The sequence below is a fragment of the Rhizobium sp. AB2/73 genome, from assembly GCF_020871915.1.
In the GTDB taxonomy this organism is placed as follows: domain Bacteria; phylum Pseudomonadota; class Alphaproteobacteria; order Rhizobiales; family Rhizobiaceae; genus Rhizobium; species Rhizobium dioscoreae.
In genome coordinates, this window is the sequence record NZ_CP067071.1 from 2,664,672 (window position 1) to 2,690,588 (window position 25,917).

20 protein-coding genes are annotated in these 25,917 nt (G+C 60.4%); 12 read left to right on the plus strand and 8 right to left on the minus strand.

Translation table 11 applies throughout. The features are described 5' to 3' along the window. The first annotated feature begins 81 nt into the window (after positions 1 to 81). The 8 genes from I8E17_RS13205 (at position 82) to I8E17_RS13240 (ending at position 13,356) form a co-directional block, all read left to right on the plus strand. The gene (locus I8E17_RS13205) at positions 82 to 1,290 is read left to right on the plus strand and encodes a TadE/TadG family type IV pilus assembly protein (RefSeq protein WP_229002029.1); all 1,209 of its coding nucleotides are present in this window, start codon (positions 82 to 84) and stop codon (positions 1,288 to 1,290) included. 295 nt (positions 1,291 to 1,585) lie between these two features. Beyond that, entirely contained in the window at positions 1,586 to 4,048 is a 2,463-nt protein-coding gene (locus I8E17_RS13210) for a glycogen/starch/alpha-glucan phosphorylase (RefSeq protein WP_069613287.1), read from the plus strand. Next, positions 4,045 to 6,252, plus strand: coding sequence for a 1,4-alpha-glucan branching protein GlgB (glgB, locus tag I8E17_RS13215; protein WP_069613288.1), 2,208 nt, complete (start codon positions 4,045 to 4,047; stop codon positions 6,250 to 6,252). The genes I8E17_RS13210 and glgB overlap by 4 nt, the downstream gene beginning before the upstream one ends. A 26-nt stretch (positions 6,253 to 6,278) precedes the next feature. Next, entirely contained in the window at positions 6,279 to 7,541 is a 1,263-nt protein-coding gene (gene glgC, locus I8E17_RS13220; RefSeq protein ID WP_069613289.1) for a glucose-1-phosphate adenylyltransferase, read from the plus strand. 3 nt (positions 7,542 to 7,544) lie between these two features. Further along, the gene (gene glgA / locus I8E17_RS13225) at positions 7,545 to 8,987 is read left to right on the plus strand and encodes a glycogen synthase GlgA (protein WP_069613290.1); all 1,443 of its coding nucleotides are present in this window, start codon (positions 7,545 to 7,547) and stop codon (positions 8,985 to 8,987) included. 4 nt (positions 8,988 to 8,991) lie between these two features. Then, positions 8,992 to 10,620 carry an alpha-D-glucose phosphate-specific phosphoglucomutase gene (locus I8E17_RS13230; protein WP_069613291.1) on the plus strand — a complete coding sequence of 543 codons (1,629 nt, stop codon included), beginning with the start codon at positions 8,992 to 8,994 and terminating at the stop codon, positions 10,618 to 10,620. Between the two features lie 209 nt (positions 10,621 to 10,829). Further along, complete coding sequence (glgX, locus tag I8E17_RS13235; RefSeq protein WP_069613292.1) at positions 10,830 to 12,800, plus strand: glycogen debranching protein GlgX; 1,971 nt, start codon at positions 10,830 to 10,832, stop codon at positions 12,798 to 12,800. A 67-nt stretch (positions 12,801 to 12,867) separates the two neighbouring features. Then, positions 12,868 to 13,356 (plus strand): MaoC family dehydratase, encoded by a 489-nt coding sequence (locus I8E17_RS13240; RefSeq protein ID WP_069613293.1) that lies wholly within the window; start codon positions 12,868 to 12,870, stop codon positions 13,354 to 13,356. Positions 13,357 to 13,376: 20 nt separating this feature from the next. Here I8E17_RS13240 and I8E17_RS13245 read toward each other — a convergent pair whose 3' ends face one another. From I8E17_RS13245 to I8E17_RS13270, 6 genes are all read right to left on the minus strand, one after another. Further along, on the minus strand, positions 13,377 to 13,925 hold the full coding sequence (locus I8E17_RS13245) for a sarcosine oxidase subunit gamma (protein ID WP_069613294.1): 549 nt from the start codon (positions 13,923 to 13,925) through the stop codon (positions 13,377 to 13,379). After that, positions 13,918 to 16,914, minus strand: coding sequence for a sarcosine oxidase subunit alpha (locus I8E17_RS13250; protein WP_069613295.1), 2,997 nt, complete (start codon positions 16,912 to 16,914; stop codon positions 13,918 to 13,920). Before I8E17_RS13250 ends, I8E17_RS13245 begins: the two co-directional genes overlap by 8 nt. Then, positions 16,911 to 17,276 (minus strand): sarcosine oxidase subunit delta, encoded by a 366-nt coding sequence (locus tag I8E17_RS13255; protein ID WP_069613296.1) that lies wholly within the window; start codon positions 17,274 to 17,276, stop codon positions 16,911 to 16,913. Before I8E17_RS13255 ends, I8E17_RS13250 begins: the two co-directional genes overlap by 4 nt. A 15-nt stretch (positions 17,277 to 17,291) precedes the next feature. Continuing rightward, a complete protein-coding gene (locus I8E17_RS13260; protein WP_069613297.1) occupies positions 17,292 to 17,711 on the minus strand; it encodes a hypothetical protein in 420 nt (139 codons plus the stop codon). After that, positions 17,711 to 18,964, minus strand: coding sequence for a sarcosine oxidase subunit beta family protein (locus I8E17_RS13265; protein WP_069613298.1), 1,254 nt, complete (start codon positions 18,962 to 18,964; stop codon positions 17,711 to 17,713). The genes I8E17_RS13260 and I8E17_RS13265 overlap by 1 nt, the downstream gene beginning before the upstream one ends. Before the next feature lie 162 nt (positions 18,965 to 19,126). Next, on the minus strand, positions 19,127 to 19,405 hold the full coding sequence (locus I8E17_RS13270; RefSeq protein WP_069613299.1) for a hypothetical protein: 279 nt from the start codon (positions 19,403 to 19,405) through the stop codon (positions 19,127 to 19,129). 350 nt (positions 19,406 to 19,755) lie between these two features. Here I8E17_RS13270 and rpsU point away from each other — a divergent pair, with 350 nt between their 5' ends. The 4 genes from rpsU (at position 19,756) to I8E17_RS13290 (ending at position 24,077) form a co-directional block, all read left to right on the plus strand. After that, the gene (rpsU, locus tag I8E17_RS13275) at positions 19,756 to 19,968 is read left to right on the plus strand and encodes a 30S ribosomal protein S21 (protein WP_004117638.1); all 213 of its coding nucleotides are present in this window, start codon (positions 19,756 to 19,758) and stop codon (positions 19,966 to 19,968) included. 138 nt (positions 19,969 to 20,106) lie between these two features. Then, the gene (locus I8E17_RS13280) at positions 20,107 to 20,982 is read left to right on the plus strand and encodes a tetratricopeptide repeat protein (protein WP_069613300.1); all 876 of its coding nucleotides are present in this window, start codon (positions 20,107 to 20,109) and stop codon (positions 20,980 to 20,982) included. A 114-nt stretch (positions 20,983 to 21,096) separates the two neighbouring features. Then, entirely contained in the window at positions 21,097 to 22,167 is a 1,071-nt protein-coding gene (locus I8E17_RS13285; protein WP_069613301.1) for an FAD-binding oxidoreductase, read from the plus strand. 254 nt (positions 22,168 to 22,421) lie between these two features. Further along, on the plus strand, positions 22,422 to 24,077 hold the full coding sequence (locus I8E17_RS13290; RefSeq protein ID WP_069613302.1) for a sensor histidine kinase: 1,656 nt from the start codon (positions 22,422 to 22,424) through the stop codon (positions 24,075 to 24,077). 36 nt (positions 24,078 to 24,113) lie between these two features. On the opposite strand, the gene I8E17_RS13295 is transcribed toward I8E17_RS13290, so the two are convergent. Beyond that, positions 24,114 to 25,508, minus strand: coding sequence for an NAD(P)(+) transhydrogenase (Re/Si-specific) subunit beta (locus I8E17_RS13295; protein WP_069613334.1), 1,395 nt, complete (start codon positions 25,506 to 25,508; stop codon positions 24,114 to 24,116). 10 nt (positions 25,509 to 25,518) lie between these two features. Further along, positions 25,519 to 25,917 (minus strand): NAD(P) transhydrogenase subunit alpha, encoded by a 399-nt coding sequence (locus I8E17_RS13300; RefSeq protein WP_069613303.1) that lies wholly within the window; start codon positions 25,915 to 25,917, stop codon positions 25,519 to 25,521.

Genomic DNA, 25,917 nt, shown 5'->3' on the forward strand with positions numbered 1-25,917 from the left:
TGAGCGCTTAAACCTTCAACTAATATTTGTAATTGATAGTCCCGCCGTTCTTGAGAATCTAACTCTTTCCAATAGGCGGACATGATGATTGCCGGCTCCGATATGCTTTGGGCATTTAAACAACTTCTACGCGATAGAGCCGGAAATTTTGGCATCCTGACGGCGATTGCCGTACCTGTGCTGGCTGTGGCGGGAGGTGTAGCGGTCGATGTTACGAACATGTCGCTGACACGCAGCCAGCTTCAGGAATCAACGGACGCCGCCGCGCTCGCTACGGCAACCGCGCTTGCGGACGGCAGTGCGACCACCACGACCGCCAAGGATCTCGCCAACAATTTTGTCCTCGGCCAAATGTCGAACTATCTCGCCGGCGATACGGATGCTACGAATTCACTAAAAGCGGGCACCAGCACGACGGTAACAAAAACGACCGATTCCTCCGGGAATTCGGGTTACACGGTCGTTGTAAATGCATCCTATTCGATGTCCGTGAACAGCATGACCCGCCTGACGGGGCAGAGTTCCCTGAACATTTCTGCGTCCAGCACGTCAACCAGCGGAAAGACTACCGAAACCCAGAAGAATGCCCTGTCGATGGAGATCGCGCTCGATAAGTCGGGTTCGATGCTCCTGAATACGGAAGTTATCGACACTACTCAAGCAAGCTGTATCCAATATTATACTAAAGGGAATTATCTGTATCAGTATTCAAAGCCTCAGAGCCCTTGCTACATCAAAAAGATTGCGGCACTGAAAACAGCGGTCAGCAGCCTTCTGGACCAGTTGGATGCGGCCGATCCCACCTCGCAATACGTTCGCACTGCGGCCATCGCGTGGAGCAGCGAAGTCGATAGCTACAGCAATCTCGATTGGGGAACAAAGTCGACTCGCACCAACGTCGTCAGCGGATTGAATGCTGAGGGCGGTACCGAATCCAGTGCACCGATGACAATGGCTTTCAACAACCTTATGTCGACTTCCGAAACAGCTGCACAAGCAAAGAACAATAACAAGACTTTCCAGAAGTACATCGTCCTGATGACAGATGGAGAAAACAACGACACCAGTTCGGATCAGAAGACACTGGCAACCTGCAATTCTGCAAAGGCCGCTGGTATCAAAATCTATACTGTTGCCTTCATGGCTCCAGCACGCGGCCAAAGTCTGCTCCAGGCTTGCGCAACGGGTCTATCAAACTACTTTGCTGCGCAACAGATGTCGGATCTGGTCGCCGCCTTCAAGACGATCGCCACGGAAACATCGAAGCAGATGACGCTGCTGACCAAGTGATCTCGCTGGCAAGAGCCTCAAGCAACCATAAATAGAAGACAAGGAAAAACCGCGCGATGCGAGTATCGCGCGGTTTTTCGTTTGATCGATGCGCGAATAAAAGCCCGAAACATCATCGGAATCAAGTCTTTTCCGACTCGGGGCAGACCTTGGGCGGCATTTTTCGCATCCGCCCAACTCGCTTGTTGCAACTGCTTTACATCAGTGCGTAAACTGATAGTGACACGGAAAGGCAAATCGATTTAATTAAGTGTAACACGCTGAATATAAATCATAAATGGCGAGAGTTGATAGTATGACTAACTTGACGAAAGCCGATCTACCCGTTCCAGCCCCGCGCAGTTCCCGCCCCGAAATCCTTGCCGAGGAAATCATCGAGCGCCTGACATACCGCATCGGCAAGGATGCGAAGGTCGCCAAGCCGCACGACTGGCTGACGGCAACGATCCTTGTCATCCGCGACCGCGTCATCGACAAATGGATCGAATCCACCCGAAAAGCCTATCAGACGGGTGCCAAGCGCGTTTACTATCTGTCGCTCGAATTCCTCATCGGCCGCCTGATGCGCGACGCCATCTCCAATCTGGGCCTGATGGAGGAAATCACCAACGCTCTCGCTTCGCTGGGCGTCGATATTCGTGTCATCGCCGGCCTTGAGCCCGACGCAGCGCTCGGCAATGGCGGTCTTGGCCGTCTTGCCGCCTGCTTCATGGAATCCATGGCAACCGTCGATGTGCCGGCTTATGGCTACGGCATTCGTTACGTGCATGGTCTCTTCCGTCAGCAGATGGCCGATGGCTGGCAAGTGGAATTGCCCGAAACCTGGCTGGCGCACGGCAACCCATGGGAATTCGAACGCCAGGAAAGCTCCTATGAAATCGGCTTCGGCGGTGCTGTCGAGACCATCGGCGGTCACGACGATCAGCCGCGTTACGTCTGGAAGCCGGCCGAGCGCGTCATCGCCACGGCATTCGACACGCCCGTCGTCGGCTGGCGCGGCAAGCGCGTCAACACGCTGCGCCTCTGGTCGGCGCAACCGATCGACCCGATCCTGCTTGATGCCTTCAACGCCGGCGACCACATCGGCGCGCTACGCGAAAGCAACAAGGCCGAAAGCCTGACCCGCGTTCTCTATCCCGCCGATGCGACGCCGGCCGGTCAGGAACTGCGCCTGCGCCAGGAATTCTTCTTCTCGTCGGCCTCGCTGCAGGACATCCTGCGCCGCCACCTGCAGCAATATGACGACCTGACCAATCTCGCCGACAAGGTTGCGATCCAGCTGAACGACACGCATCCGGCCGTCTCCGTCACGGAAATGATGCGCCTGCTGATCGATGTCCACGGCTTCGATTTCGACAAGGCCTGGGATATCACCAGAAACACCTTCGGCTACACCAACCACACCCTGCTGCCGGAAGCGCTCGAAAGCTGGCCCGTACCGCTCTTCGAGCGGCTTTTGCCGCGGCACATGCAGATCGTCTACGCCATCAACGCCAAGGTACTGTTGGAAGCGCGCAAGCTGCGCAATTTCAGCGATACCGAAATCCGCTCGATCTCGCTCATCGACGAGAATGGCGATCGCCGCGTGCGCATGGGCAATCTCGCCTTCGTCGGCTCGCATTCGATCAACGGCGTTTCCGCGCTTCATACCGACCTGATGAAGGTCACCGTCTTTGCCGACCTGCACAAGCTCTATCCGGACCGCATCAACAACAAGACGAACGGCATTACGCCGCGCCGCTGGCTGATGCAGTGCAATCCCGGCCTGACCAATCTCGTGCGGGAAACCATCGGCGACGCCTTCCTCGACGATGCGGAACAGCTGAAGCCGCTGGATCAGTTCGCCCGCGACAGCGCCTTCCAGGAGAAGTTCGCCGCCGTCAAGCGCGCCAACAAGGTGCAGCTCTCCAACCTCGTCGCCAGCCGCATGGGCATCAAGCTCGATCCGAACGCGATGTTCGATATCCAGATCAAGCGCATCCATGAATACAAGCGCCAGCTTCTGAACGTCATTGAGGCAGTGGCACTTTACGACCAGATCCGCTCGCATCCGGAACTCGACTGGCAGCCGCGCGTCAAGCTCTTTGCCGGCAAGGCGGCGCCGAGCTATCACAACGCGAAGCTCATCATCAAGCTGATCAACGACGTCGCCCGCGTCATCAACAACGATCCGTCCGTACGCGGCCTCTTGAAGATCGTCTTCGTGCCGAACTACAACGTCTCGCTGGCGGAAGTCATGGTTCCGGCCGCCGACCTTTCAGAGCAGATTTCGACCGCCGGCATGGAAGCCTCCGGCACCGGCAACATGAAATTCGCCCTCAACGGCGCGTTGACCATCGGCACGCTGGATGGTGCCAATGTCGAAATGCGCGACAATGTCGGCGAGGACAATATCGTCATTTTCGGATTGCGGGCTGATGAGGTCGCAAACCTGCGCAGCGACGGTCACAATCCACGCGCCATTATCGAGCGCTCGCGCGAATTGGCTCAAGCACTTTCGGCCATTGCCTCCGGCGTCTTCTCTCCCGACGATCGCAACCGCTACGCCAGCCTGATCGACGGCATCTACAGCCACGACTGGTTCATGGTCGCCGCCGATTTCGACGCCTATGCCTCGGCACAGCGCGAAGTCGACATTCTCTGGGCCAACCCGTCGGAGTGGTACGCAAAGACAATCAACAATACCGCTCGCATGGGCTGGTTCTCCTCCGACCGGACGATCCGTCAATACGCCAAGGAAATCTGGAGAGCCGGATGAAAAAGCCGAAAAAAACCGCTGACGCCACGAGCTCGAGCGATATTTCGGCAGAGGATATTGCTGCAATTCTCGCAGGCACCCATTCCGATCCGTTCGCCGTTCTCGGCGTTCACAAGACGGATGACGGCTATGTCGCCCGCTGTTTCATCCTTGGCGCGGAAGCCGTCACCGCCACGGCACTCGACGGTTCCGTCATCGGCGAGCTCGCATGCCTCGATCCGGCAGGCTTCTTTTCCGGCGACGTCAAGCTCGCCAAGCAGCAGCCGGTCCGCTATCGCGCACGGCGCGGCGATGCAGAATGGGCGGTAACCGATCCCTATAGCTTCGGTCCGGTTCTCGGGCCGATGGACGATTACTTTGCCCGCCAGGGCACGCATCTGCGCCTGTTCGACAAGTTGGGCGCCCATCCCCTGAAGCACGAGGGCGTGCAGGGCTTTCATTTCGCCGTCTGGGCGCCAAATGCGCAGCGCGTTTCGGTCGTCGGGGATTTCAACAATTGGGATGGCCGCCGGCATGTCATGCGCTTCCGTGCCGACAGCGGCATCTGGGAGATATTCGCCCCGGATGTGCCCGCCGGAGTCGCCTACAAGTTCGAGATCCGTGGCCATGATGGCGTATTGCTGCCGCTGAAGGCCGATCCCTTTGCCCGACGCAGCGAGCTGCGCCCGAAGACGGCTTCGGTCACCGCCAACGAACTGCTTCAGGTCTGGGACGATTCGGCGCATCGCGAACATTGGGCAAGCGTCGACCAGCGCCGCCAGCCGATCTCCATCTACGAGGTGCATGCCGGTTCCTGGCAGCGCCGCGACGACGGTTCGATGCTGTCATGGGACGAGCTTGCCTCGCGCCTCATCCCTTATTGCGTCGACATGGGCTTCACCCATATCGAATTCCTGCCGATCACCGAACACCCCTACGATCCGTCCTGGGGCTATCAGACCACGGGTCTTTACGCCCCGACGGCCCGCTTCGGAGAACCGGAAGGCTTTGCCCGTTTCGTCAACGGCTGCCATAAGGTCGGCATCGGCGTTATCCTCGATTGGGTGCCGGCGCATTTTCCGACCGACGAGCATGGCCTGCGCTGGTTCGATGGAACCGCCCTCTACGAGCACGAGGACCCGCGCAAAGGCTTTCATCCCGACTGGAATACGGCGATCTACAATTTCGGCCGCACCGAGGTTCTCGCCTATCTGCTGAACAATGCACTCTACTGGGCGGAAAAATACCACCTGGATGGTTTGCGCGTGGATGCCGTCGCCTCCATGCTCTATCTCGATTATTCCCGCAAGCACGGCGAATGGATCCCGAACGAATATGGCGGCAACGAAAATCTCGAAGCCGTGCGCTTCCTGCAGTCGGTGAATACCCGGATCTATGGCGCACATCCCGGCGTCATGACCATCGCGGAGGAATCGACCTCCTGGCCGAAAGTATCCCAGCCGGTTCATGAAGGCGGTCTCGGCTTCGGTTTCAAGTGGAACATGGGCTTCATGCACGACACGCTGAGCTATCTCGCTCGCGAGCCCGTGCATCGCAAATATCACCACAACGAGCTGACCTTCGGCCTGATCTACGCCTTCTCGGAAAACTTCGTCCTGCCGCTCTCGCATGATGAAGTCGTCCACGGCAAGGGATCACTGATCGCCAAGATGTCCGGCGACGACTGGCAGAAATTCGCGAATCTGCGCGCCTACTATGCCTTCATGTGGGGCTATCCCGGCAAGAAGCTGCTGTTCATGGGCCAGGAATTCGCACAATGGAGCGAATGGAGCGAGGAACGTGCCCTGGACTGGAACCTGCTGCAGTACCGCATGCACGAAGGCATGCGCCGCCTCGTTCGCGACCTCAATTTCACCTATCGCAGCAAGCCGGCACTCCACGCCCGCGACTGCGAGGGCGATGGCTTCGAATGGCTTGTCGTCGACGATTTCGAAAACTCGGTCTTCGCATGGCTCCGCAAGGCGCCAGGCGAAAAGCCGGTTGCCGTCATCACCAATTTCACGCCAGTCTATCGTGAGAATTACACCTTGCGCCTGCCAGCTGAGGGGCGGTGGCGCGAGATACTGAATACCGATGCCGATATCTACGGCGGCAGCGGCAAGGGGAATGGCGGGCGTGTCCAGGCCGTCAATGCAGGCGGAGGCGTACAGGCGATCATAACGCTGCCTCCGCTGGCGACCATCATGCTCGAACCGGAATTCTGAGATCACTACGGACAGGGAGGAATAAAATGGTAGAAAAACGTTTCCAGCCGCTGGCACGCGATGCCATGGCCTACGTTCTTGCCGGGGGCCGCGGCAGCCGCCTGAAAGAACTGACCGACCGCCGTGCCAAACCAGCCGTCTATTTCGGCGGCAAGACCCGGATCATCGATTTCGCGCTGTCAAACGCGCTCAATTCCGGCATCCGCCGCATCGGCGTCGCGACGCAATACAAGGCCCATTCGCTGATCCGCCACATGCAGCGCGGCTGGAACTTCTTTCGTCCCGAACGAAACGAAAGCTTCGATATCCTGCCGGCCTCGCAGCGCGTTTCTGAAACGCAGTGGTACGAGGGCACCGCGGACGCCGTCTATCAGAACATCGACATCATCGAGCCCTATGGTCCGGAATACATGGTCATCCTCGCCGGCGACCACATCTACAAGATGGACTATGAATGGATGCTGCAGCAACATGTCGATTCCGGCGCCGATGTCACCATCGGCTGCCTGGAAGTGCCGCGTATGGAAGCTGTCGGCTTCGGCGTCATGCATGTCGACGACAAGGATCAGATCATCGATTTCGTCGAGAAGCCGGCCGATCCGCCAGGCATCCCCGGCAATCCGGATTTCGCGCTCGCCTCGATGGGCATCTACGTCTTCCACACGAAATTCCTGATCGAATGCCTGAAGCGCGATGCGGCCGACCCGAATTCCAGCCGCGACTTCGGCAAGGACATCATTCCCCATATCGTCAAGAACGGCAAAGCCATCGCTCACCGCTTCACGCAATCGTGCGTTCGCTCGGATTTCGAGCGCGAGGCCTATTGGCGGGACGTCGGAACGGTGGACGCCTATTGGCAGGCCAATATCGACCTGACCGCCGTGGTGCCGGAGCTCGACATCTACGACAAATCCTGGCCGATCTGGACCTATGCCGAAATCACGCCGCCGGCCAAATTCGTCCATGACGACGAAGATCGCCGCGGCTCCGCCATCTCCTCGGTCGTTGCCGGCGATTGCATCATTTCCGGCGCGAGCCTCTACAACAGCCTGCTCTTCACCGGTGTCCGCGCCAATTCCTACTCCAAGCTGGAAGGCGCCGTCGTGCTGCCGAGCGTCAAGATCGGCCGCCGCGCGCAGCTGAAGAATGTCGTCATCGACCATGGCGTCACAATTCCGGAAGGTCTGATAGTCGGTGAGGATCCGGAACTCGATGCCAAGCGTTTCCGCCGCACGGAAAGCGGCATCTGCCTCATCACCCAATCGATGATCGACAAGCTGGATTTGTAACCTATGAAGGTTCTCTCGGTTTCGTCCGAAGTCTTCCCCCTGATCAAGACAGGGGGCCTTGCCGATGTGGCCGGCGCCCTTCCTATTGCACTCAAGCCCTATGGCGTTGAAACCAAGACCCTCATCCCGGGCTACCCTGCGGTCATGAAAGCCATCCGCGATCCGGTTGCCCGTCTGGAGCTTCCGGATCTCCTTGGCGAGGCAGCCACCATTCTCGAGGTCGAGCACGCAGGAATTTCCTTCTTCGTGCTCGATGCGCCGGCCTATTACAGCCGCACCGGCGGCCCCTATGTGGATGCGACCGGCAAGGATTACCCCGACAACTGGCGTCGTTTCGCCGCGCTGTCGCTCGCCGGTGCGGAAATTGCCGCCGGCCTCCTGCCCGGCTGGCGGCCGGATCTCGTGCATGCCCATGACTGGCAGTCGGCCTTGGTGCCGGTCTACATGCGCTACTATCCGACGCCGGAGCTGCCGAGCGTGCTGACCATCCACAACATCGCATTCCAGGGTCAGTTCGGCGCCGACATCTTCCCCGGCCTGCGCCTGCCGGCCCACGCTTTCTCCATGGAAGGCATCGAATATTACGGCGATGTCGGCTTCCTGAAAGGCGGGCTGCAGACGGCACATGCCCTGACCACCGTCAGCCCATCCTATGCGGAAGAAATCCTGACGCCGGAATTCGGTATGGGCCTCGAAGGAGTCATCGCCAGCAGGGCCTATAATCTCTATGGCATCGTCAACGGCATCGACGATGACATCTGGAACCCTGCGACCGATCCGATGATCGCGCAGACCTATAGCGCGGCGACGCTGAAGGATCGCGCCATCAACCGCCATCGGGTCGTCGAGCATTTCGGCCTGGACGAGGATGATGGTCCGATCTTCTGCGTCGTCAGCCGCCTAACCTGGCAGAAGGGCATGGATATTCTGGCTGAAGTTGCCAGCGAGATCGTCCACATGGGCGGCAAGCTCGCAATTCTCGGCGCAGGTGATGCGGCGCTGGAGGGCGCGCTTTTTGCCGCAGCCGGCCGTCATCGCGGTCGCGTCGGTGTTTCGGCCGGCTACAACGAACCCATGTCGCATCTGATGCAGGCCGGCTGTGATGCGATTATCATTCCCTCGCGCTTCGAACCCTGTGGCCTCACGCAGCTTTATGGCTTACGCTATGGCTGCTTACCCATCGTTGCGCGAACGGGCGGGCTGAACGATACGATTATCGACGCCAACCATGCCGCGCTGCAGGCAAAAGTCGCGACCGGCATTCAATTTTCGCCCATCACCGCGGAGGGGCTTTTGCAGGCCGTGCGCCGTGCCATGCATCTTTTCCCGGATCGAAAGGTCTGGACGCAGATGCAAAAGCAGGGCATGAAATCCGACGTATCCTGGGGCAGAAGCGCAGAACGCTACGCCGCTCTCTACTCCAGTCTAGTCTCGAGAGGCGCTTAACCCGATGATTAAAACAGTACCCACCACCCCCTTCGCGGACCAGAAACCAGGTACTTCGGGCCTGCGAAAGAAGGTTCCGGTATTCCAGCAGCCGAACTACGCGGAAAACTTCATCCAGTCGATTTTTGATTCGCTCGAAGGCTATCAGGGCAAGTGCCTAGTCATCGGCGGCGATGGCCGCTACTACAATCGCGAAGTCATTCAGAAGGCTATCAAGATGGCCGCCGCGAACGGCTTCGGCAAGGTAATGGTCGGCAAGGGCGGCATCCTCTCGACGCCCGCAGCCTCCAACATCATCCGCAAGTATAAAGCCTTCGGCGGCATCATCCTGTCGGCCAGCCACAATCCCGGTGGCCCGACGGAAGACTTCGGCATCAAGTACAACATCGGCAATGGCGGCCCCGCCCCTGAAAAGATCACCGACGCTATCTACGAGCGCTCCAAGGTGATCGAAAGCTACAAGATTGCCGATTTCCCGGATATCAACCTCGACCGCATCGGCCGCGAAGATATCGACGGCATGATCGTTTCGGTCATCGATCCGGTCGAAGACTATGCAGCCCTGATGGAAGAGCTGTTCGATTTCGGCGCCATCCGCAACCTGATCAGCCTCGGCTTCCGCATCTGCTTCGATGCGATGAGCGCCGTCACCGGCCCCTATGCCAAGGAAATCTTTGAAATCCGTCTTGGCGCCCCGGATGGATCGGTGCGCAACTTCCTGCCGCTGCCGGATTTCGGCGGCCATCATCCGGACCCGAACCTCGTCTACTGCAAGGAGCTCTACGACGACATGATGAGCGACGATGCGCCCGATTTCGGCGCAGCATCGGACGGCGACGGCGACCGCAATCTCATCATCGGCAAGGGCATCTACGTCACACCGTCCGACAGCCTGGCGATCCTGGCAGCCAACGCCAACCTCGCTCCCGGCTACTCGCATGGCATCGCCGGCATCGCCCGTTCGATGCCGACAAGCGGCGCCGCCGACCGTGTTGCCGAAAAGCGCGGTGTCGGCATCTACGAAACGCCGACCGGCTGGAAATTCTTCGGCAACCTGCTCGATGCCGGCATGGCAACGATCTGCGGCGAGGAAAGCTCCGGCACCGGCTCCAACCATGTTCGCGAAAAGGATGGCCTTTGGGCCGTGCTGCTCTGGCTGAACATCCTTGCCGTGCGCGGCGAGAGCGTCATCGATATCGTGACGCAGCATTGGGCCGCCTATGGCCGCAACTATTATTCCCGCCACGACTATGAGGGCGTCGATACCGATGCTGCCAACGGCCTGATTGCAGCGCTGCGTGAAAAGCTGCCGACCCTGCCGGGCACGAAGTTCGGCGACCTCACGGTTTCCGCCGCCGACGATTTTGCCTATCACGATCCGGTCGACAAGTCGGTCAGCCAGCATCAGGGCATCCGCATCATGTTCGAAGGCGGCTCGCGCGTCGTCTTCCGCCTCTCCGGCACCGGCACGACGGGCGCGACACTGCGCGTCTATATCGAGCGTTACGAGCCCGATTCGACCCGCCACAATATCGAGACCCAGGAAGCGCTGGCCGATCTCATCACGGCCGCTCAGGATATCGCGGACATCAAGGGCCGCACCGGCCGCGATGCACCGACGGTGATTACCTGACGGCAATTTTTGCAGAACCCCCTCACCCTGCCCTCTCCCCGAGGGGAGAGGGGGATTGTGCCATAAGGACCTTCTCCCCTCGGGGGAAGGTGGATTTCGGTGATTGAGCGGAGCGAAATCGCCGAAAGACGGATGAGGAGGTTATCCGGGAACGACGGCAAATTGCATCACGTTCGTTCCAACGTCCTAAAATGGAAAGCCCGCGAGACATGCCCGAACCGACAACCTGCTGCCTTGGCGCCACCCTCACTGACTCGGGTGTCGAATTTGCTGTCTATTCTAGGCATGCCGAGCGGATAGAGCTTTGCCTGTTCGACGCCGAGGGCCACAAGGAAATCGCCCGTCTGCCGCTCGCCCGCGACGGTGATGAACACCGCCTCTTTGTGAAAGATGTGGGGGAAGGCACGCGCTACGGCCTGCGCGCCCATGGCACCTACGATCCCGATCGCGGCCTGTGGTTCGACCCATCCAAGCTGCTTGTCGATCCCTATGCCAAGGACATCGATCGGCCGTTTCGCTACGATCCGCGCCTTGGGGTCTACGGCGCCGATACGCAGGATCTCATGCCGAAGGCGATCGTCTCGCGCGATATCGCGGTAAAGCCAGCCAAGCCCTTGTTTCAGCCGGGCTGCCTGATCTACGAAATCGCGGTAAAGCCGTTCACCATGCTGCATCCGGATGTGCCGGCTGAGAAGCGAGGCACCCTCGGCGCCCTCGCCCATCCCTCAATCATCGCCCATCTCAAGCGCCTGCAGGTGAGCGCCGTCGAGCTCATGCCGATCACAGCATGGATCGACGAACGGCATCTGCCGCCGCTCGGTCTCACCAATGGCTGGGGCTATAACCCCGTCGCCTTCATGGCGCTCGACCCGCGTCTCGTACCCGGCGGCATGAAGGAGTTGCGCGAGACAGTTGCCGCCCTTCACGCCGAAGGCATCGCCGTCATCCTCGATCTCGTCTTCAACCATACCGGCGAGAGCGACCGTCAGGGCCCGACGCTATCCCTGCGCGGCCTCGACAACCCGACTTATTTCCGCAGCCTGCCGGATCAGCCCGGCACATTGGTAAACGATACCGGCACAGGAAACACCGTTGCGTGCGATCAGCCGGCCACACGCAAGCTTGTCATCGACAGCCTCAGCCATTTCGTGCGGAATGCCGGGATCGACGGCTTCCGCTTCGATCTCGCCACCGTGCTCGGCCGCAACGGCAAGGGCTTCGATCCGGAAGGCATGACGCTGCGCACCATGCTGGCGGACGAGGTGCTGCAGGATCGAATCATGATCGCCGAACCCTGGGACATCGGTCCCGGCGGCTATCAGCTCGGAAATTTCCCGATGCCGTTTCTCGAATGGAACGACCGAGCCCGCGACGATCTGCGCCGTTTCTGGCGCGGCGACGCCGGCATCGGCGATCTGGCAACGATCCTGGCCGGCTCCTCGTCCATCTTCAGCCGTGACGGGCGGACGCAGACGCGCAGCGTCAACTTCGTCGCCGCCCATGACGGCTTCACCCTGATGGATCTCGTGTCCTACGAGAACAAGCACAATGAGGCCAATGGCGAGAACAATCGCGATGGTCACAACGAGAACTTCTCGTGGAACAACGGCATCGAGGGAAAAACGGGCGATCAGGTGATCCAGTCCAAGCGCCGCGCCGATATTGAAGCCATGCTGTCGACGCTCTTTGCCACGAGAGGCACGGTCATGCTGACGGCAGGCGACGAAGGCGGCCGCAGCCAGCAGGGCAACAACAACGCCTATTGCCAGGACAACGCCATCACCTGGATGGATTGGAAGACGCTGGACGAGGAACTGATCGCCCATACCGCCTGGCTCGCCGGCCTGCGCCGCCGCTTCACCGCCTTTGGCGACATGAATTTCTTCCGTGGTGATGGTGACGTGCTTTGGTTTTCAGGCGCGGGGACGCCAATGACCGTGCCGGATTGGGAGGCGCCAGGAGCGGCCGTGCTTGGCATGGCGCTGCAAACAACGGATCGCGCGACCCACCGATCGACGCGACTCGCCGTAGTCTTCAATCGCGCCGCAGACGAACGCGCCGTCATATTGCCGGCTTCCGAAAGCGGCGGCTGGTCCCTGCTGACGACGGCGGCCGAGAATGCAGCCGGTAGGCAAATCACCATCCCTGCCCGCTCTGTCGCCTTCCTTCTGGAAGACTGATCGCGGTTGCACTTTCAGTCTCGATTCGCCAGAAAGGGCTTTGACGACACAGACTGACGAGGATGGCATGCCCGGCGAAATTTCGCTTGTTGAAATCATGAAGCTTGCGGGAACGGAAATCGGCGTTTCCGACTGGATCGCCGTCGATCAGACGATGATCGACACTTTTGCCGATGCGACGCTCGATCACCAGTTCATCCATGTCGATCCCGAACGCGCCAAGGCGGAAACACCCTATGGCGGCACCATCGCCCACGGCTTCCTGACGCTCTCGCTGCTTTCAGCGATGAACTATAGCGCCCTGCCAAAAATCCGCGAACAGATCATGGGCATTAACTACGGCTTCGAGAAGATCCGCTTGATGTCGCCGGTCAAATGCGGCGCGCGCGTGCGCGGCCGTTTCACGCTCGCCGAAACCCGGCTGCGCGGCGCCAATATGCTGATGCTGACCTATGACGTAACGGTCGAGATCGAAAACGAACGCAAGCCGGCGCTGACTGCGACATGGACGACCATATCGCAGTTCGATCCGAAGGACAGGCCGGAGGAGGTCTGAGCTACGCTGATGCTGGCCTTTTACAGACCCGCATCCTCCGCGCCCTCAGCCAGAAGGCCGAAAGCATAATCGGAGAAGGAACGCCAGACTTCGACACGGAATGTCTCGTCATCGAGCCGCAGGATCACGACTTCCGCCTTGCCCAGCAGTGTGCGCGAGCAGGCGCCGACCGGGAATGCGCTCAGCGAAAGGTCCTGCGGGCAGCCGGCGGCAAGCGTCGCTTCCGTGCCGGGGCCGGACACGATGATGGCTGTATTGCGATGTGAGACATCGGTCGCGGAATGTAGCACGCCAGACGATCCAGCCACGCCGACCAGCTCGACACCGTTTTCGTCGATGACGAGCCATTCGTCCGGGCCGAGCCACAGGGCATGACGACCATTGGCGCTCGCCGAGGTCTTCGGCCGGGTCGGCAGTTGCAGGCCAAGCGCCTGCGAAAGAGCGCCGACGGAATCGGCAGGTGCGCGCAGCGAAATGCGGCTTGCGGGAGCGGCTGGCGTCAGCTGGACGGTGGAAGAGCCGCCGTGGCGGCCGGCGAGCGGCAGTTTGCGGGTAGCGAGATCAACCATTGATCCGGCCTCCTTCCTTGTCAAAGAACACCAGATCCGTCACCTCGACTGATATCGTCTTGTCGGGCATCGGCACATAGAGCGTCTTGCCCATGCGCCCGCGCCCGCCGGCAACGAGCGCGAAAGCGATGGAGCGGCCGAGATTTTCCGACCAATAGGCCGAAGTAACATGGCCGAGCATAGTCATCGGCTTCTGCTCATTCGGATCGGCGACAATCTGTGCGCCCTCCTCCAGCACCACCTTCGGATCGCGGGTAATGAGACCAACGAGCTGCTTGCGACCTTCCTTGACGAGATCCGGCCGCTTCAGGCCGCGAATGCCGACGAAATCGGTCTTCTTCTTGGACACGGCCCAGGCAAGGCCGGCATCGTCGGGCGTGACGGTGCCATCGGTATCCTGGCCAACGATGATATAGCCTTTCTCGGCGCGCAGCACGTGCATGGTCTCGGTGCCGTAGGCGCAGGCGCCCAGCGGTTCGGCACGCGCCCAGACGGCCTCCCAAACCGACTGGCCGTAATCGGCCGGCACGTTGATTTCATAGCCGACTTCGCCGGTGAAGGAGACACGGAACAGCCGGGCCGGCACGCCGCAAACCCTGCACTCGGCGACACTCATATGCGGGAAGGCTTCGTTGGAAAGATCCTGGCCCTCGACGAGCGGCTCGATGATCTCGCGCGCCTTCGGACCCTGCACGGCGATGACGGCCCATTGCTCGGTGGTGGAGGTCAGCCACACCTTCAGATGCGGGAACTCTGTCTGCAGATAGTCTTCCATATGATGCAGCACGCGCGGCGCGCCGCCTGTCGTGGTGGTCACATGGAAGCGATCCTCGGCCAGCCGTCCGACGACGCCGTCATCGTAAACGAAGCCGTCCTCGCGGGTCATGATGCCGTAGCGGCAGCGGCCGGGCTTCAGCGTATCCCAGGCGTTGGTGTAGATGAGGTTCAGGAACTCGGCCGCGTCGGGTCCGACCACTTCGATCTTGCCGAGCGTCGAGGCATCGAACACGCCGGCCACTTCGCGCGCCGTGCGGCACTCGCGATTGACGGCCTGGTGCATGGTCTCGCCAGCGCGCGGATAGAACCAGGCGCGCTTCCAGTTGCCGACGTCTTCGAAGATCGCGCCCTGAGCCTCTTCCCAGGCATGCATCGGCGTCTTGCGGGCGGGATCGAAGAGAGCCCCGCGCGAATGGCTGATGAGCGTGCCGTAAGTCACCGGCGTATAGGGCGCGCGGAAGGTCGTGAGGCCGACCTGCGGAATATCCTTGCCAAGCATTTCGGCGGCGATCGCCAGCCCGTGCATGTTGGAAAGCTTGCCCTGATCGGAGGCCATGCCGTTGGTGGTGAAGCGCTTGATGTGCTCGATGGAATGCATGCCTTCGCGCACGGCGAGACGAATATCCTTGGCGCAGACATCGTGCTGGAAATCGACGAAGGCCTTCGCATTCGTATCCGGCCCGGCGCCTTCGGCAGCACCGATCATGCCGCCGGTCCACTCGAAAGCCTGTTCGGCGTGAAGCTGAATCTTCTCGCCGCCATTGGTGCTGCCCGTGGCGCGTGCCATCAGCTCACCGGCGGCCAGCGATTCCTCGATAGCAGCCTGCAGCCCGTCCGTGCCGTTGCAGGCACCGACAGAAAGGCAATCCTGAACATAGGTGCCCGGCAGGAAGCGCTGCTTCTCGGCATCGAATTTCAGCTTGCCGCGCGACTGCGAAAAGAGATGAACGGAAGGCGTCCAACCCGCCGAAACCAGCAGGGCATCCACGGGAATCTTGCGGGTGGCGGAGCTGCCGTTGCGCGATACGGTCATGGAAGAGACGCGCAGCTTGCCTGAGGTATCGACGACGGCATAGTCGGTCATCACCTCGATGGCCAGCCGTTTTGCCTCGGCCAACACAGCCTCTCCCGGCCGCGCGCGGCTGTCGGCGATGGCAACGACGGACACGCCGGCGCGCTTGAGATCGAAGGCGGCCTCATAGGCCGAGTCATGCGCCGTATAGACGCCGATCTTTGCACCAACGGCGACGCCATAATGATTGAGATAGGCGCGCGCGGCCGAAGCGAGCATGATGCCCGGACGGTCGTTGTTCGGGAATACCATGTGGCGTTCGATGGCGCCCGTTGCCAGAATGGCGCGCTTGGCGCGGACCTGCCACAGGCGCTCGCGCGGCAGGTTACGGCCCGGCTTCGCCAGATGGTCGGTCACCCGTTCGGCGAGGCCGAAGAAATTGTGGTTGTAATAGCCGAAGGCGGTCGTCCGGGTCAGCACCTGAACATTCGGCATCGCCTTGAGCTTGGCGAAGGTCACCTGCGCCCACTCATAGCCTTCCACACCGTCGATCTTGATGCCGGTGTCAAAGCGGAGCGCGCCGCCGACCTCCGGCTGCTCGTCACAGAGGATGACCTCGGCGCCGGTTTCAGCCGCTGCGAGTGCCGCGGAAAGGCCGGCAACGCCGGCGCCGACGACGAGCACATCGCAATGCGCATAGCGGCTGGCATAGTGATCCGGATCTTCTTCCGTCGGCGCGACGCCGAGGCCGGCGGCGCGGCGGATGAAGGGCTCATAAATATGCTTCCACGCCGCCTTCGGCCACATGAAGGTCTTGTAGTAGAAGCCGGCGGCAAAGAAGGGCGACATCAGATTGTTGACGCCGCCGATATCGAAGGCGAGCGAAGGCCAGCGGTTCTGCGACTGTGCCTTCATGCCGTCGAAGACTTCCTGCACGCTGGCGCGTACGTTCGGCTGACGCCGCGCCGCATCGCGGGAAATGTCGAGCAGCGCGTTCGGCTCTTCGGCTCCGGCCGAAAGAATGCCGCGCGGACGGTGGTACTTGAAGGACCGGCCGACAAGATGGACGCCGTTGGCAAGCAGCGCAGAGGCGACGGTATCGCCTTCGAGCGCGGTATAGGTCTTGCCGTCAAAAGTGAAGCGAGCGGTTCTGGCCGGCGTCAGACGTCCCTTGCCCGCGATACGATTGGCGCCGCTCATTCAACGAATCCCTCTGTTTGTGCCGTCTGTTCTTGTTCGTTCTGTTGCTGCGCTGCCGGTTCGGAAGCGCCAGGCTTGAGCGTCGCAGGGTCGGGCTTCGGCTCGCCCGCCTTGTAGGTGCGGTAGAAATGATCGCTTACCGTGTCGCGCGCTGCATTGAAGAAGCGGCCGCAGCCATGAATGTGCCGCCAGCGCTCGAAGATCAGCCCCTTCGGATTGTCGCGCAGGAAGAAATATTCCTCGAACTCCTCATCCGAGATCCCGGCAATATTGGCCGGCCGCACGATATGCGCGTCGCCGGCGTTGCGGAATTCGAGTTCCGAACGCTCTTCCTCGCAATAGGGGCAGTAAATCAGCAGCATCGTTTTCTACCTGTGTTAAAGCTCGGAGCCTGTAAGGCTTGTGCCGGGAGGCTGCGCGCAAAGCTGCCGTCCCATGATGACGAAAGGTGTTATGCGCTTCAGCAGCGCCTCCAGCGATCCATAGGGCTTCAGCACATTGGTCATCCCAAGATTGACCAGGCTCATGCCCAGCAGGTCGGTATCGATTACAAACGCCCTGGCCGCCTCGGGCGTCGGGTCCGGCACGAAATAGACCGTTGGCTCGCTCAGCACCTTGGCGCAGAGCAACATTCCGCTTTCGGCCACGAAGGGCCAGTCAGCCTCGTCCTTTGCCTTGTGGATCACCTGCATGCGAAAATCCCGAACTCCCGGAATAAGATCGCTGACTTCGGTCGCGATCGCTCCGACCGGCAAGGAAAGTCCTGCCGCAAGAACGATCCCGACCGCCGCCGGCATCAGTGCGCCACGGCGGCGGCTGCCGCCTCGTCGATCAGGCGGCCGGTGCGGAAGCGATCCAGCGTCAGGCCCGCATTGAACTTATGCGGCTCGTCGCGGGCGATGAGGTGCGCAAACAGATTGGCCGAACCCGGCGTCGCCTTGAAGCCGCCCGTGCCCCAGCCGCAATTGACATAGAGCCCCGGCACCGGCGTCTTCGACTGGATCGCCGAACGGTCCGGGGTATTGTCGACGATGCCGCCCCAGGAGCGCATCATCTTCACGCGACGGAACATCGGGAAGAGCTCGCAGATCGCGTCGAGCGTATGGGTGATGATCTGCAACCCGCCGGTCTGGCTGTAGGAATTATACTGGTCCGTGCCAGCACCGATGACGAGCTCACCCTTGTCGGACTGCGAGATATAGGCATGCACCGTGTTTGACATGACGACGCATGGGAAGATCGGCTTCAGCGGCTCGGAAACCAGCGCCTGCAGCGGGCTCGATTGCAGCGGCACGCGCACGCCGGCCATCTGCATAACGACGGTGGTATGGCCGGCTGCGGAGACGCCGATCTTCTTGGCGCCGATGAAGCCCTTGCTCGTTTCGACGCCCGTCACCCGACCATCCGGCCCACGGCGAATGCCGGTCACTTCGCAATTCTGGATGATGTGCACGCCGCGATCGGAAGCAGCGCGGGCATATCCCCACGCCACCGCATCGTGGCGGGCCGTACCGCCGCGGCGCTGCAGGGCGGCGCCATTGATCGGATAGCGCGCCGTCTTGGAAATATCGAGCGGCGGACAATAAGCCTTGGCCTGTTCCGGCGTCAGCCATTCATTGTCGATGCCATAGAGACGGTTGGCATGGATATGCCGCTTGAAGGACTGCTGGTCGTGCACATTATGCGACAGCATCATCACGCCGCGCGGCGAATACATGACATTATAATTGAGATCCTGAGACAGCCCCTCCCAGAGCTTCATCGAATGCTCGTAGATGTGCATGCTCTCTTCATAGAGATAGTTCGAGCGGATGATGGTCGTGTTGCGGCCGGTATTGCCGCCGCCGAGCCAGCCCTTCTCGATGACGGCGACATTGGTGATGCCATGCTCCTTGGCGAGATAGTAGGCCGCACCCAGGCCATGACCGCCAGCGCCGACGATGATGACGTCATACTCCTTGCGCGGCTCTGGCGAGGTCCATTGAGCCTCCCAGCCCTTGTGAGCCCTCATCGCTTCCCGTGCCACGGCAAAAACCGAGTATTTACGCATTCGCCCTCAACTCCTTCAGGCAAGACGCCCTTTTTGTGGGTCATACAAATCGCAAATCGAAAACCGACACAACGGCTCTTTTGCGACGCATTAGGGACCGTCTTTCGACACGGTTAAAATTGCCAACCAGCCGAGTGGCCTGCCCATGACTGCTTGGCAGATCTATTTGCGCTGCAGATGGCAGACCTTCACCCGCGCGCCGTGGCTATCCTTGCGCCAGATACATCCCTCATTCGGCGGCTTTCCCTTGTAAAGATAAATTCTCGCCTGGTGTTTGTTGTCAAAGGTCTGATTGGAAAAATCGTGGCCACCGATCCGGACATTCTTGCCGAAACGCACTTCGCCGGCTGTGGCTGGCACAACCGCCGCAGCAAGAACGACGATCGCCAGCATGGGCGGTGCGAGCAGCCTTCCGACGACAGCAAAGCCGAACGATTTCATAAGTGATTCCCCCTTGCTCAGGACTGTTGCTTCCGATGATGCAATCGCCGCAGCACACGAATGACTGTGATCCGACATACTCACATAAGCATGTCAATGACGCAAAGATCGGGGTCGGCCGGTGGCTTAATCAACAGCTTCGATGAAGCGTCACAGACGCGGCCGGCTGAATTCGGTACTCGACAACTAGCTTTTTCCTCTGCAAACTCACGATCTGGCTAGACTTTGACAAACCGATCTGCTATCTCGCCTAACCAATCGCAAGGCTGCGGCTGCGCGAACGTTATATTTTTGCCTCCTGGCGCTGCCGTCGCCGCTGGCATCAACCAAACCAAAGGAACGTGATTCTCGTGCAGGTACTTGTCCGCGATAACAATGTCGACCAGGCTCTCCGCGCTCTCAAGAAGAAGATGCAGCGCGAAGGTATTTTCCGCGAAATGAAGATGCGCGACTACTATGAAAAGCCGTCGCAGAAGCGTGCTCGCGAGAAGGCTGAAGCTGTTCGTCGCGTTCGGAAGCTTGCTCGCAAGCGCGCTCAGCGCGAAGGCCTTGTTGCCAAGTAATCGCCGTTTTTTCGACGTTTTCAGATGCATGTGTGGCGGGGGCGAGTCGTTCGCCGCCGCCTTTTTGATTTATTCTCTACGCAAATCGGATTAAATCAGAACAGCCTGATATGACGCATGGGGAAAGCGAACCCGATAATGGCAATGACGACTTCCGTAAAGTTCCGCACTTCGAATCTCTGCTTATTCGTTTCGAAGCGCGCCGCGGCTCTGCCTGCCTTGGCGATACTTGCCGCAATCAGCCTTTCCGGCTGCCAGACTGCCACCACAGATAACGTGATCCAGATCGACAAGGCGCAAGGCTCGTCCGAAAATATCGCCTCGCTGACGTCGGTCATCAATGCCAATCCGCAGGATCCGGAAGGCTACAACGTGCGTGGCACGGCCTATGGCCGCGGCGGTGATTTCAACCGCGCCCTTGCCGACTTCAATCAGGCGATCCAGCTCAATCCGAAGTTCTATCAGGCCTATGCCAACCGCGCGCTCATCTATCGCAACATGGGCAAGCTGCCGGAAGCGGTTGCGGACTATAACGCGGCGCTGCAGATCAACGGCAATTACGATGTCGCCTATATCGGCCGCGGCAATCTCTATCGCCAGGCCGGCCGCGACAACGATGCCTTCAATGACTATTCGAAGGCCATCAGCCTCGGCACCACGGACGGCCGCGCCTATAACGGCCGCGGTGTGATCTACCAGAAGCGCAATCAGCAGGATAAGGCGATCGACGATTTCTCCAAGGCGATCTCGCTGTCGCCGAACTCGCCGGAGCCTTACAACAGCCGCGGCATCTCCTATCTCGCGCAGAACGACGACGACAACGCTTTTGCCGATTTCAACCATGCGATCGAGCTGAACAACAAGCTCGCCGAATCCTGGGCAAACCAGGCCTTCGTCTATGAGCGCAAGGGCGACAAGGCGAAAGCCCGCCGCTCCTATCAGCACGCGGTCAATCTCGATCCGAACTATCAGCCTGCCAGGGACGGCCTGGCGCGTGTCGGCGCCGGCGCCTGATACGGAGTATATTGCAGTAAAGACATTCAGCCGCCAGCGACCATCCGCTCGGCGGCTTTTCTTTGCCTTGTCGACCGCTTAGTCTCGGCTCACCCGTTCAAGCGAGACAAAGACATGCCCTCCCCACAAAAAGTCATCGTCGTCGGCGCCGGAATCATCGGTGCCTCCATCGCCTGGCATCTGAGTCGCAAGGGCGCATCCGTGACGGTGGTCGCTCAGAAGACTGGCGGCGTCGCAACTCCGAACTCCTTTGCCTGGATCAATGCGAGCTGGGGCAATCCGGAATTCTATTTCCAGGTCCGTCGCCGATCGATGGCCGAATGGTCGCGGCTACAGGACAATTTACCGGATCTTCCCTTGTCCTGGTGCGGCGGCCTCTCCTGGGATCTGCCGGAAGCAGAGCTCGATGCCTATGCGGCACAGCATCATGGCTGGGGCTATGGCATACAGCCGGTCAACCGAGCGACGAGCGCAATGATCGAACCGAACCTCGCCAATCCGCCAGACTATGCCCTGCATGTTGCCGAGGAAGGCGCCGTCGAACCTGTTGCCGCCGCCAAGCTGCTGCTGGAGGACGCCCGCCGTCAGGGCGCGAGCCTATTATCCGGCGTCGAAGTCAGGGGCCTGCTCAGAGAGGGAAAGCAGGTTGTCGGCATCGAAACGAGTGAAGGGCCGATGCAGGCCGATCATGTCGTTCTGGCCGCCGGTGCGGGCACTCCAGCACTTGCGGCCTCGGCGGATGTTCCCGTGCCGCTGGAAACGCCTCCAGGGCTTATCGTCCATTCCCGCCCCGTGCAGAAAATGCTGAATGGTCTGGTGATGGCGCCGGAACTGCATTTGCGCCAGACGGCAGGGGGACGAATCATCGCCGGCGGCGACTTCGGCGGCACCGATCCCGGCAGCGATCCACAAGCGGCAGCCGACGATCTTTTCGCCAGGGTCAAAGCGACATTGAAAGGCGGCGAGGCGCTGGAGCTTGATTTCTACACTATCGGCTATCGCCCGACACCGAAAGACGGCCTTCCGGTACTGGGTGGTGCCGGCGCGGCACCTGGCCTCTACCTCGCAGTTCTCCATTCCGGCGTCACGCTGGCGCCGCTCGTCGGCCTGCTCGCCGCGCAGGAAATCGTCGATGGTGGCGAAGCTCCCGAGCTTGCATCCTTCCGTCTCTCACGCTTTACCTAGCTCGGACACAAGACCTGCCAGCGCAACTTCAAGGACGCATTGCCACAGTCGTAAATACCCGAGATCGCTTACGATTTCGCAATAATGACTTTTCAGATGTTGCAAGGAAAATTACCGAGCCCTAACATGGCGCTTCAGGAGCATGTAGCTCGATGATCTGGGCACGGGGGCGCTTGGCATGATGACCAATATCATTCTCTTCGCGTTTGCCAGCGCGTCGGACCCTCATGGAGGCACGATCGGTTGATCGCTCCATGAGGAAGCCGCATTTTCCGAAAGCGTCGATTGGTGCCTATCTGATCGCCATAGCCCTGGCGATTGCCTTGCCTATTCTCGCCTTCGTCGCGCTGCTTCTGGTCCAACTCGAGAATAATGAACGCGATGCTTTGAAGGGCGACACGGTTCAGGATGCGCAGGCGCTTTCGCGCGTCATCGATCGCCAATTGCAGGACATGGCGACGACGCTGCGCCTTCTGTCTTCCTCGCCGGAACTTGAGCGAAACGACATCGCCACCTTCTTCGCCCGCACGGAAACGGTATTGCGCACGGATTCGCTTTTCGTGCTGCTTATGGAAAAGGACGGCCAGCTCCGACTGAATACCCGCTGGCCGCTTGGCAAGCCACTCGGCAAGACCGGCAACATCGCCGCGCTTCAATCGGCACTGAACTCCGGCCGCATCGAGGCATCCGATGTCTTCATAGGCTCGACCGCCCGCCGCTGGGTCTATAACGTCACCCTGCCCCTTGAGCATTCGCCGGCCGGCGCCGCTTTGGCGGTAACACAAGATGCCGACGAGCTCGCCAAGCTCGTGACGACGGAAGCCTTGCCGCCCGGCTGGTCTGCCGCCGTTCTGGACAAATCCGGACACGTCGTTGCCGCCGGTGGCCCGACGACCCTCGCCCCCGGCGACGCGTTCAATAAGAACATCCTGCCGAACCTGATCGCATCCAGCGGCGTCTATCAGGATGACAAGGTTCTGCCGAACGCGGTGCTCGGTTACGCGCAAATCTCAGGCTGGTCCTGGAAGGCCGTCGTCTGGGGTCCGATCGCCTCCGCGCAGGCTTCGCTGATGAGCACCTGGCGCTTTCTGATCTATGGCGGTGTGACGCTGCTACTGATTGCGCTGATTGCCGTCTATGCCCTGGCACGTCAGGTGCGCACCACCATACAGGATATTGCCGACATGGCGGACCGCATGGGCCGCGGCGAGATCGTGGCACCGATCGACACGAGTGTCATTGAGGCAAACCAGGTGGCTGTCGCGCTTTCCAACGCCTCCTTCGACCGCAGCGTCACCGAGGACCGGCTGCATTTCGTCATGCACGAGCTCGTCCATCGCACCAAGAATCTGCTGGCGCTCGCGCAGGCAATGACGCGTCAGCTCGCGCGGCAGACTGATAGCGTCGATACTTTCCAGCGAGCTGTCGCCGACCGGCTCGAAGGCTTGGCGCGCTCGATCGAGGTGCTGACCAGCGAACAATGGTCCGGCGTGTCGCTTCGCCGCGTGATCGACATCCATCTCGCGACTTTCCTGCAGGGACCCCAGCAACTCGACGTTCTCGGCAATGACTTCCTGCTGAAGCCGGAAGCGGTGCAGAATCTCGGCCTGGTCCTGCACGAGCTTGCCACCAACTCGGTCAAATATGGCGCGCTTTCCGCGCCGGAGGGCAAGATCACCATCGAATGGACGAACGAAGCCGCTGAAACCGGCACCAAGATTCGCTTCGTCTGGACCGAGAGCGGCGGTCCGCCGGTCAAGCCGCCGAGCGACACCGGCTTCGGCACCACCGTCACGAAAACCCATGCCGCGGCATCCTTCAGCGGCCATGTCGAGGTCGATTTCCGCCCGGCTGGCCTCGTCTGGATACTGACCGCACCGCGCAGCATGATGGAACGGCAAAGGAACTGAGAGCGGAAACACCGCTCTTGCGGGCGCAGCGGCAGCCTACTCGTTCATCGCCTTGACGATTTCCTCCGTCACTTTCTTCGCATCGCCAAGCAGCATCATCGTGCCGTCCTTGTAGAAAAGCGTGTTGTCGATGCCGGCATAGCCGGAGCCGAGCGAGCGCTTGACGAAGAGGCAGGTTTTCGCCTTGTCGACGTCGAGGATCGGCATGCCGTAGATCGGCGAGGTCTTGTCATCGCGCGCCGCCGGATTGGTGACGTCGTTGGCGCCGATGACATAGGCGACATCGGCCTGGGCGAATTCCGAATTGATGTCCTCGAGCTCGAAGACCTCATCATAGGGTACGTTGGCTTCGGCGAGCAGCACGTTCATGTGGCCCGGCATGCGGCCGGCAACGGGATGAATGGCATATTTGACCTCGACGCCATGTGCCTTCAGCCTGTCAGCCATTTCGCGCAACGCATGCTGGGCCTGCGCCACCGCCATGCCGTAACCGGGCACGATGATGACCTTGGATGCATTCGCCATCAGATAGGCGGCATCCTCGGCCGAACCGAGCTTCACCGTCTTGTCGGAATGGTCAGTCCCGCCCGATACCGTCTCGCCGCCGAAACCGCCGAGAATGACCGAAATGAAGGAGCGGTTCATGCCCTTGCACATGATGTAGGACAGAATCGCCCCCGAGGAGCCGACAAGCGCGCCGGTGATGATGAGCGCGAGATTGCCGAGCGTGAAGCCGATGCCGGCGGCAGCCCAGCCGGAATAGGAATTCAGCATCGACACGACGACGGGCATGTCGGCACCGCCGATCGGCACGATCAGCAGCACGCCGAGAAGCAACGACAGCGCGACGATGGCCCAGAAGGCGAGATGACTCTCGCTCGCTGCCAGGCTGATGATGGAGACCACGATCAGCACGAGCAAAGCGGCATTGATGATATGGCGGTTCGGCAGCAGGATCGGCTTGCCGGACATGCGCCCGTCAAGCTTCAGGAAGGCGATGATCGAACCGGTGAAGGTCAGCGCGCCAATAGCGGCACCGATCGCCATCTCGATGCGGGCTTCCGTATGGATATGGCCGATTTCACCGATGCCGAAGGAAGACGGCGTATAGAGCGCAGAAGCGGCGACGAGGACGGCTGCAAGACCGACTAGCGAGTGGAAACCTGCCACGAGCTGAGGCATCGAGGTCATCGGAATGACGCGCGCAATGTAAGCACCTGCCCCGCCGCCGATGGCAAGACCTAGGATGATGAGCACGAAGCCGCCGAAAGACGGCGTCGCCAGCACCAGCGTCGTGGCAATGGCAATGCCCATGCCGACCATGCCGTAGAGATTGCCGCGCCGGCTGGTGGCCGGATGCGACAGGCCGCGCAGCGCCAGGATGAACAGAACGCCAGAGACGAGATAGAGGAAAGCCGCGATATTGCTCAGCATGCCGCCCTCACTTGTCCTTCTTCTTGTACATCGCCAGCATGCGCTGGGTGACAAGGAAGCCGCCGACGATATTGACCGAGACGAGAACCAGCGCCACGAAGCCGAAGCCCGTGGCAAGGCCGCTCGCCGAAATGCCCACGGCCAGCAGCGCACCGACGACGATGACCGAGGAGATGGCATTTGTGACCGCCATCAGCGGCGTATGCAGGGCCGGCGTCACCGACCAGACGACATAATAGCCGACGAAGATCGCCAGCACGAAGATGGCCAGTTGAAAGACGAAAGGATCGATCGCTCCACCGGTTGCGGCACTGGCAACCTCGGGCGTCTGTGCTGCGGCGGCCGTAAGCGCGGCGACGGCATCATTCAGTTGCTGGAGTGCCTGATCCATTGCTTGGCTGGCCAT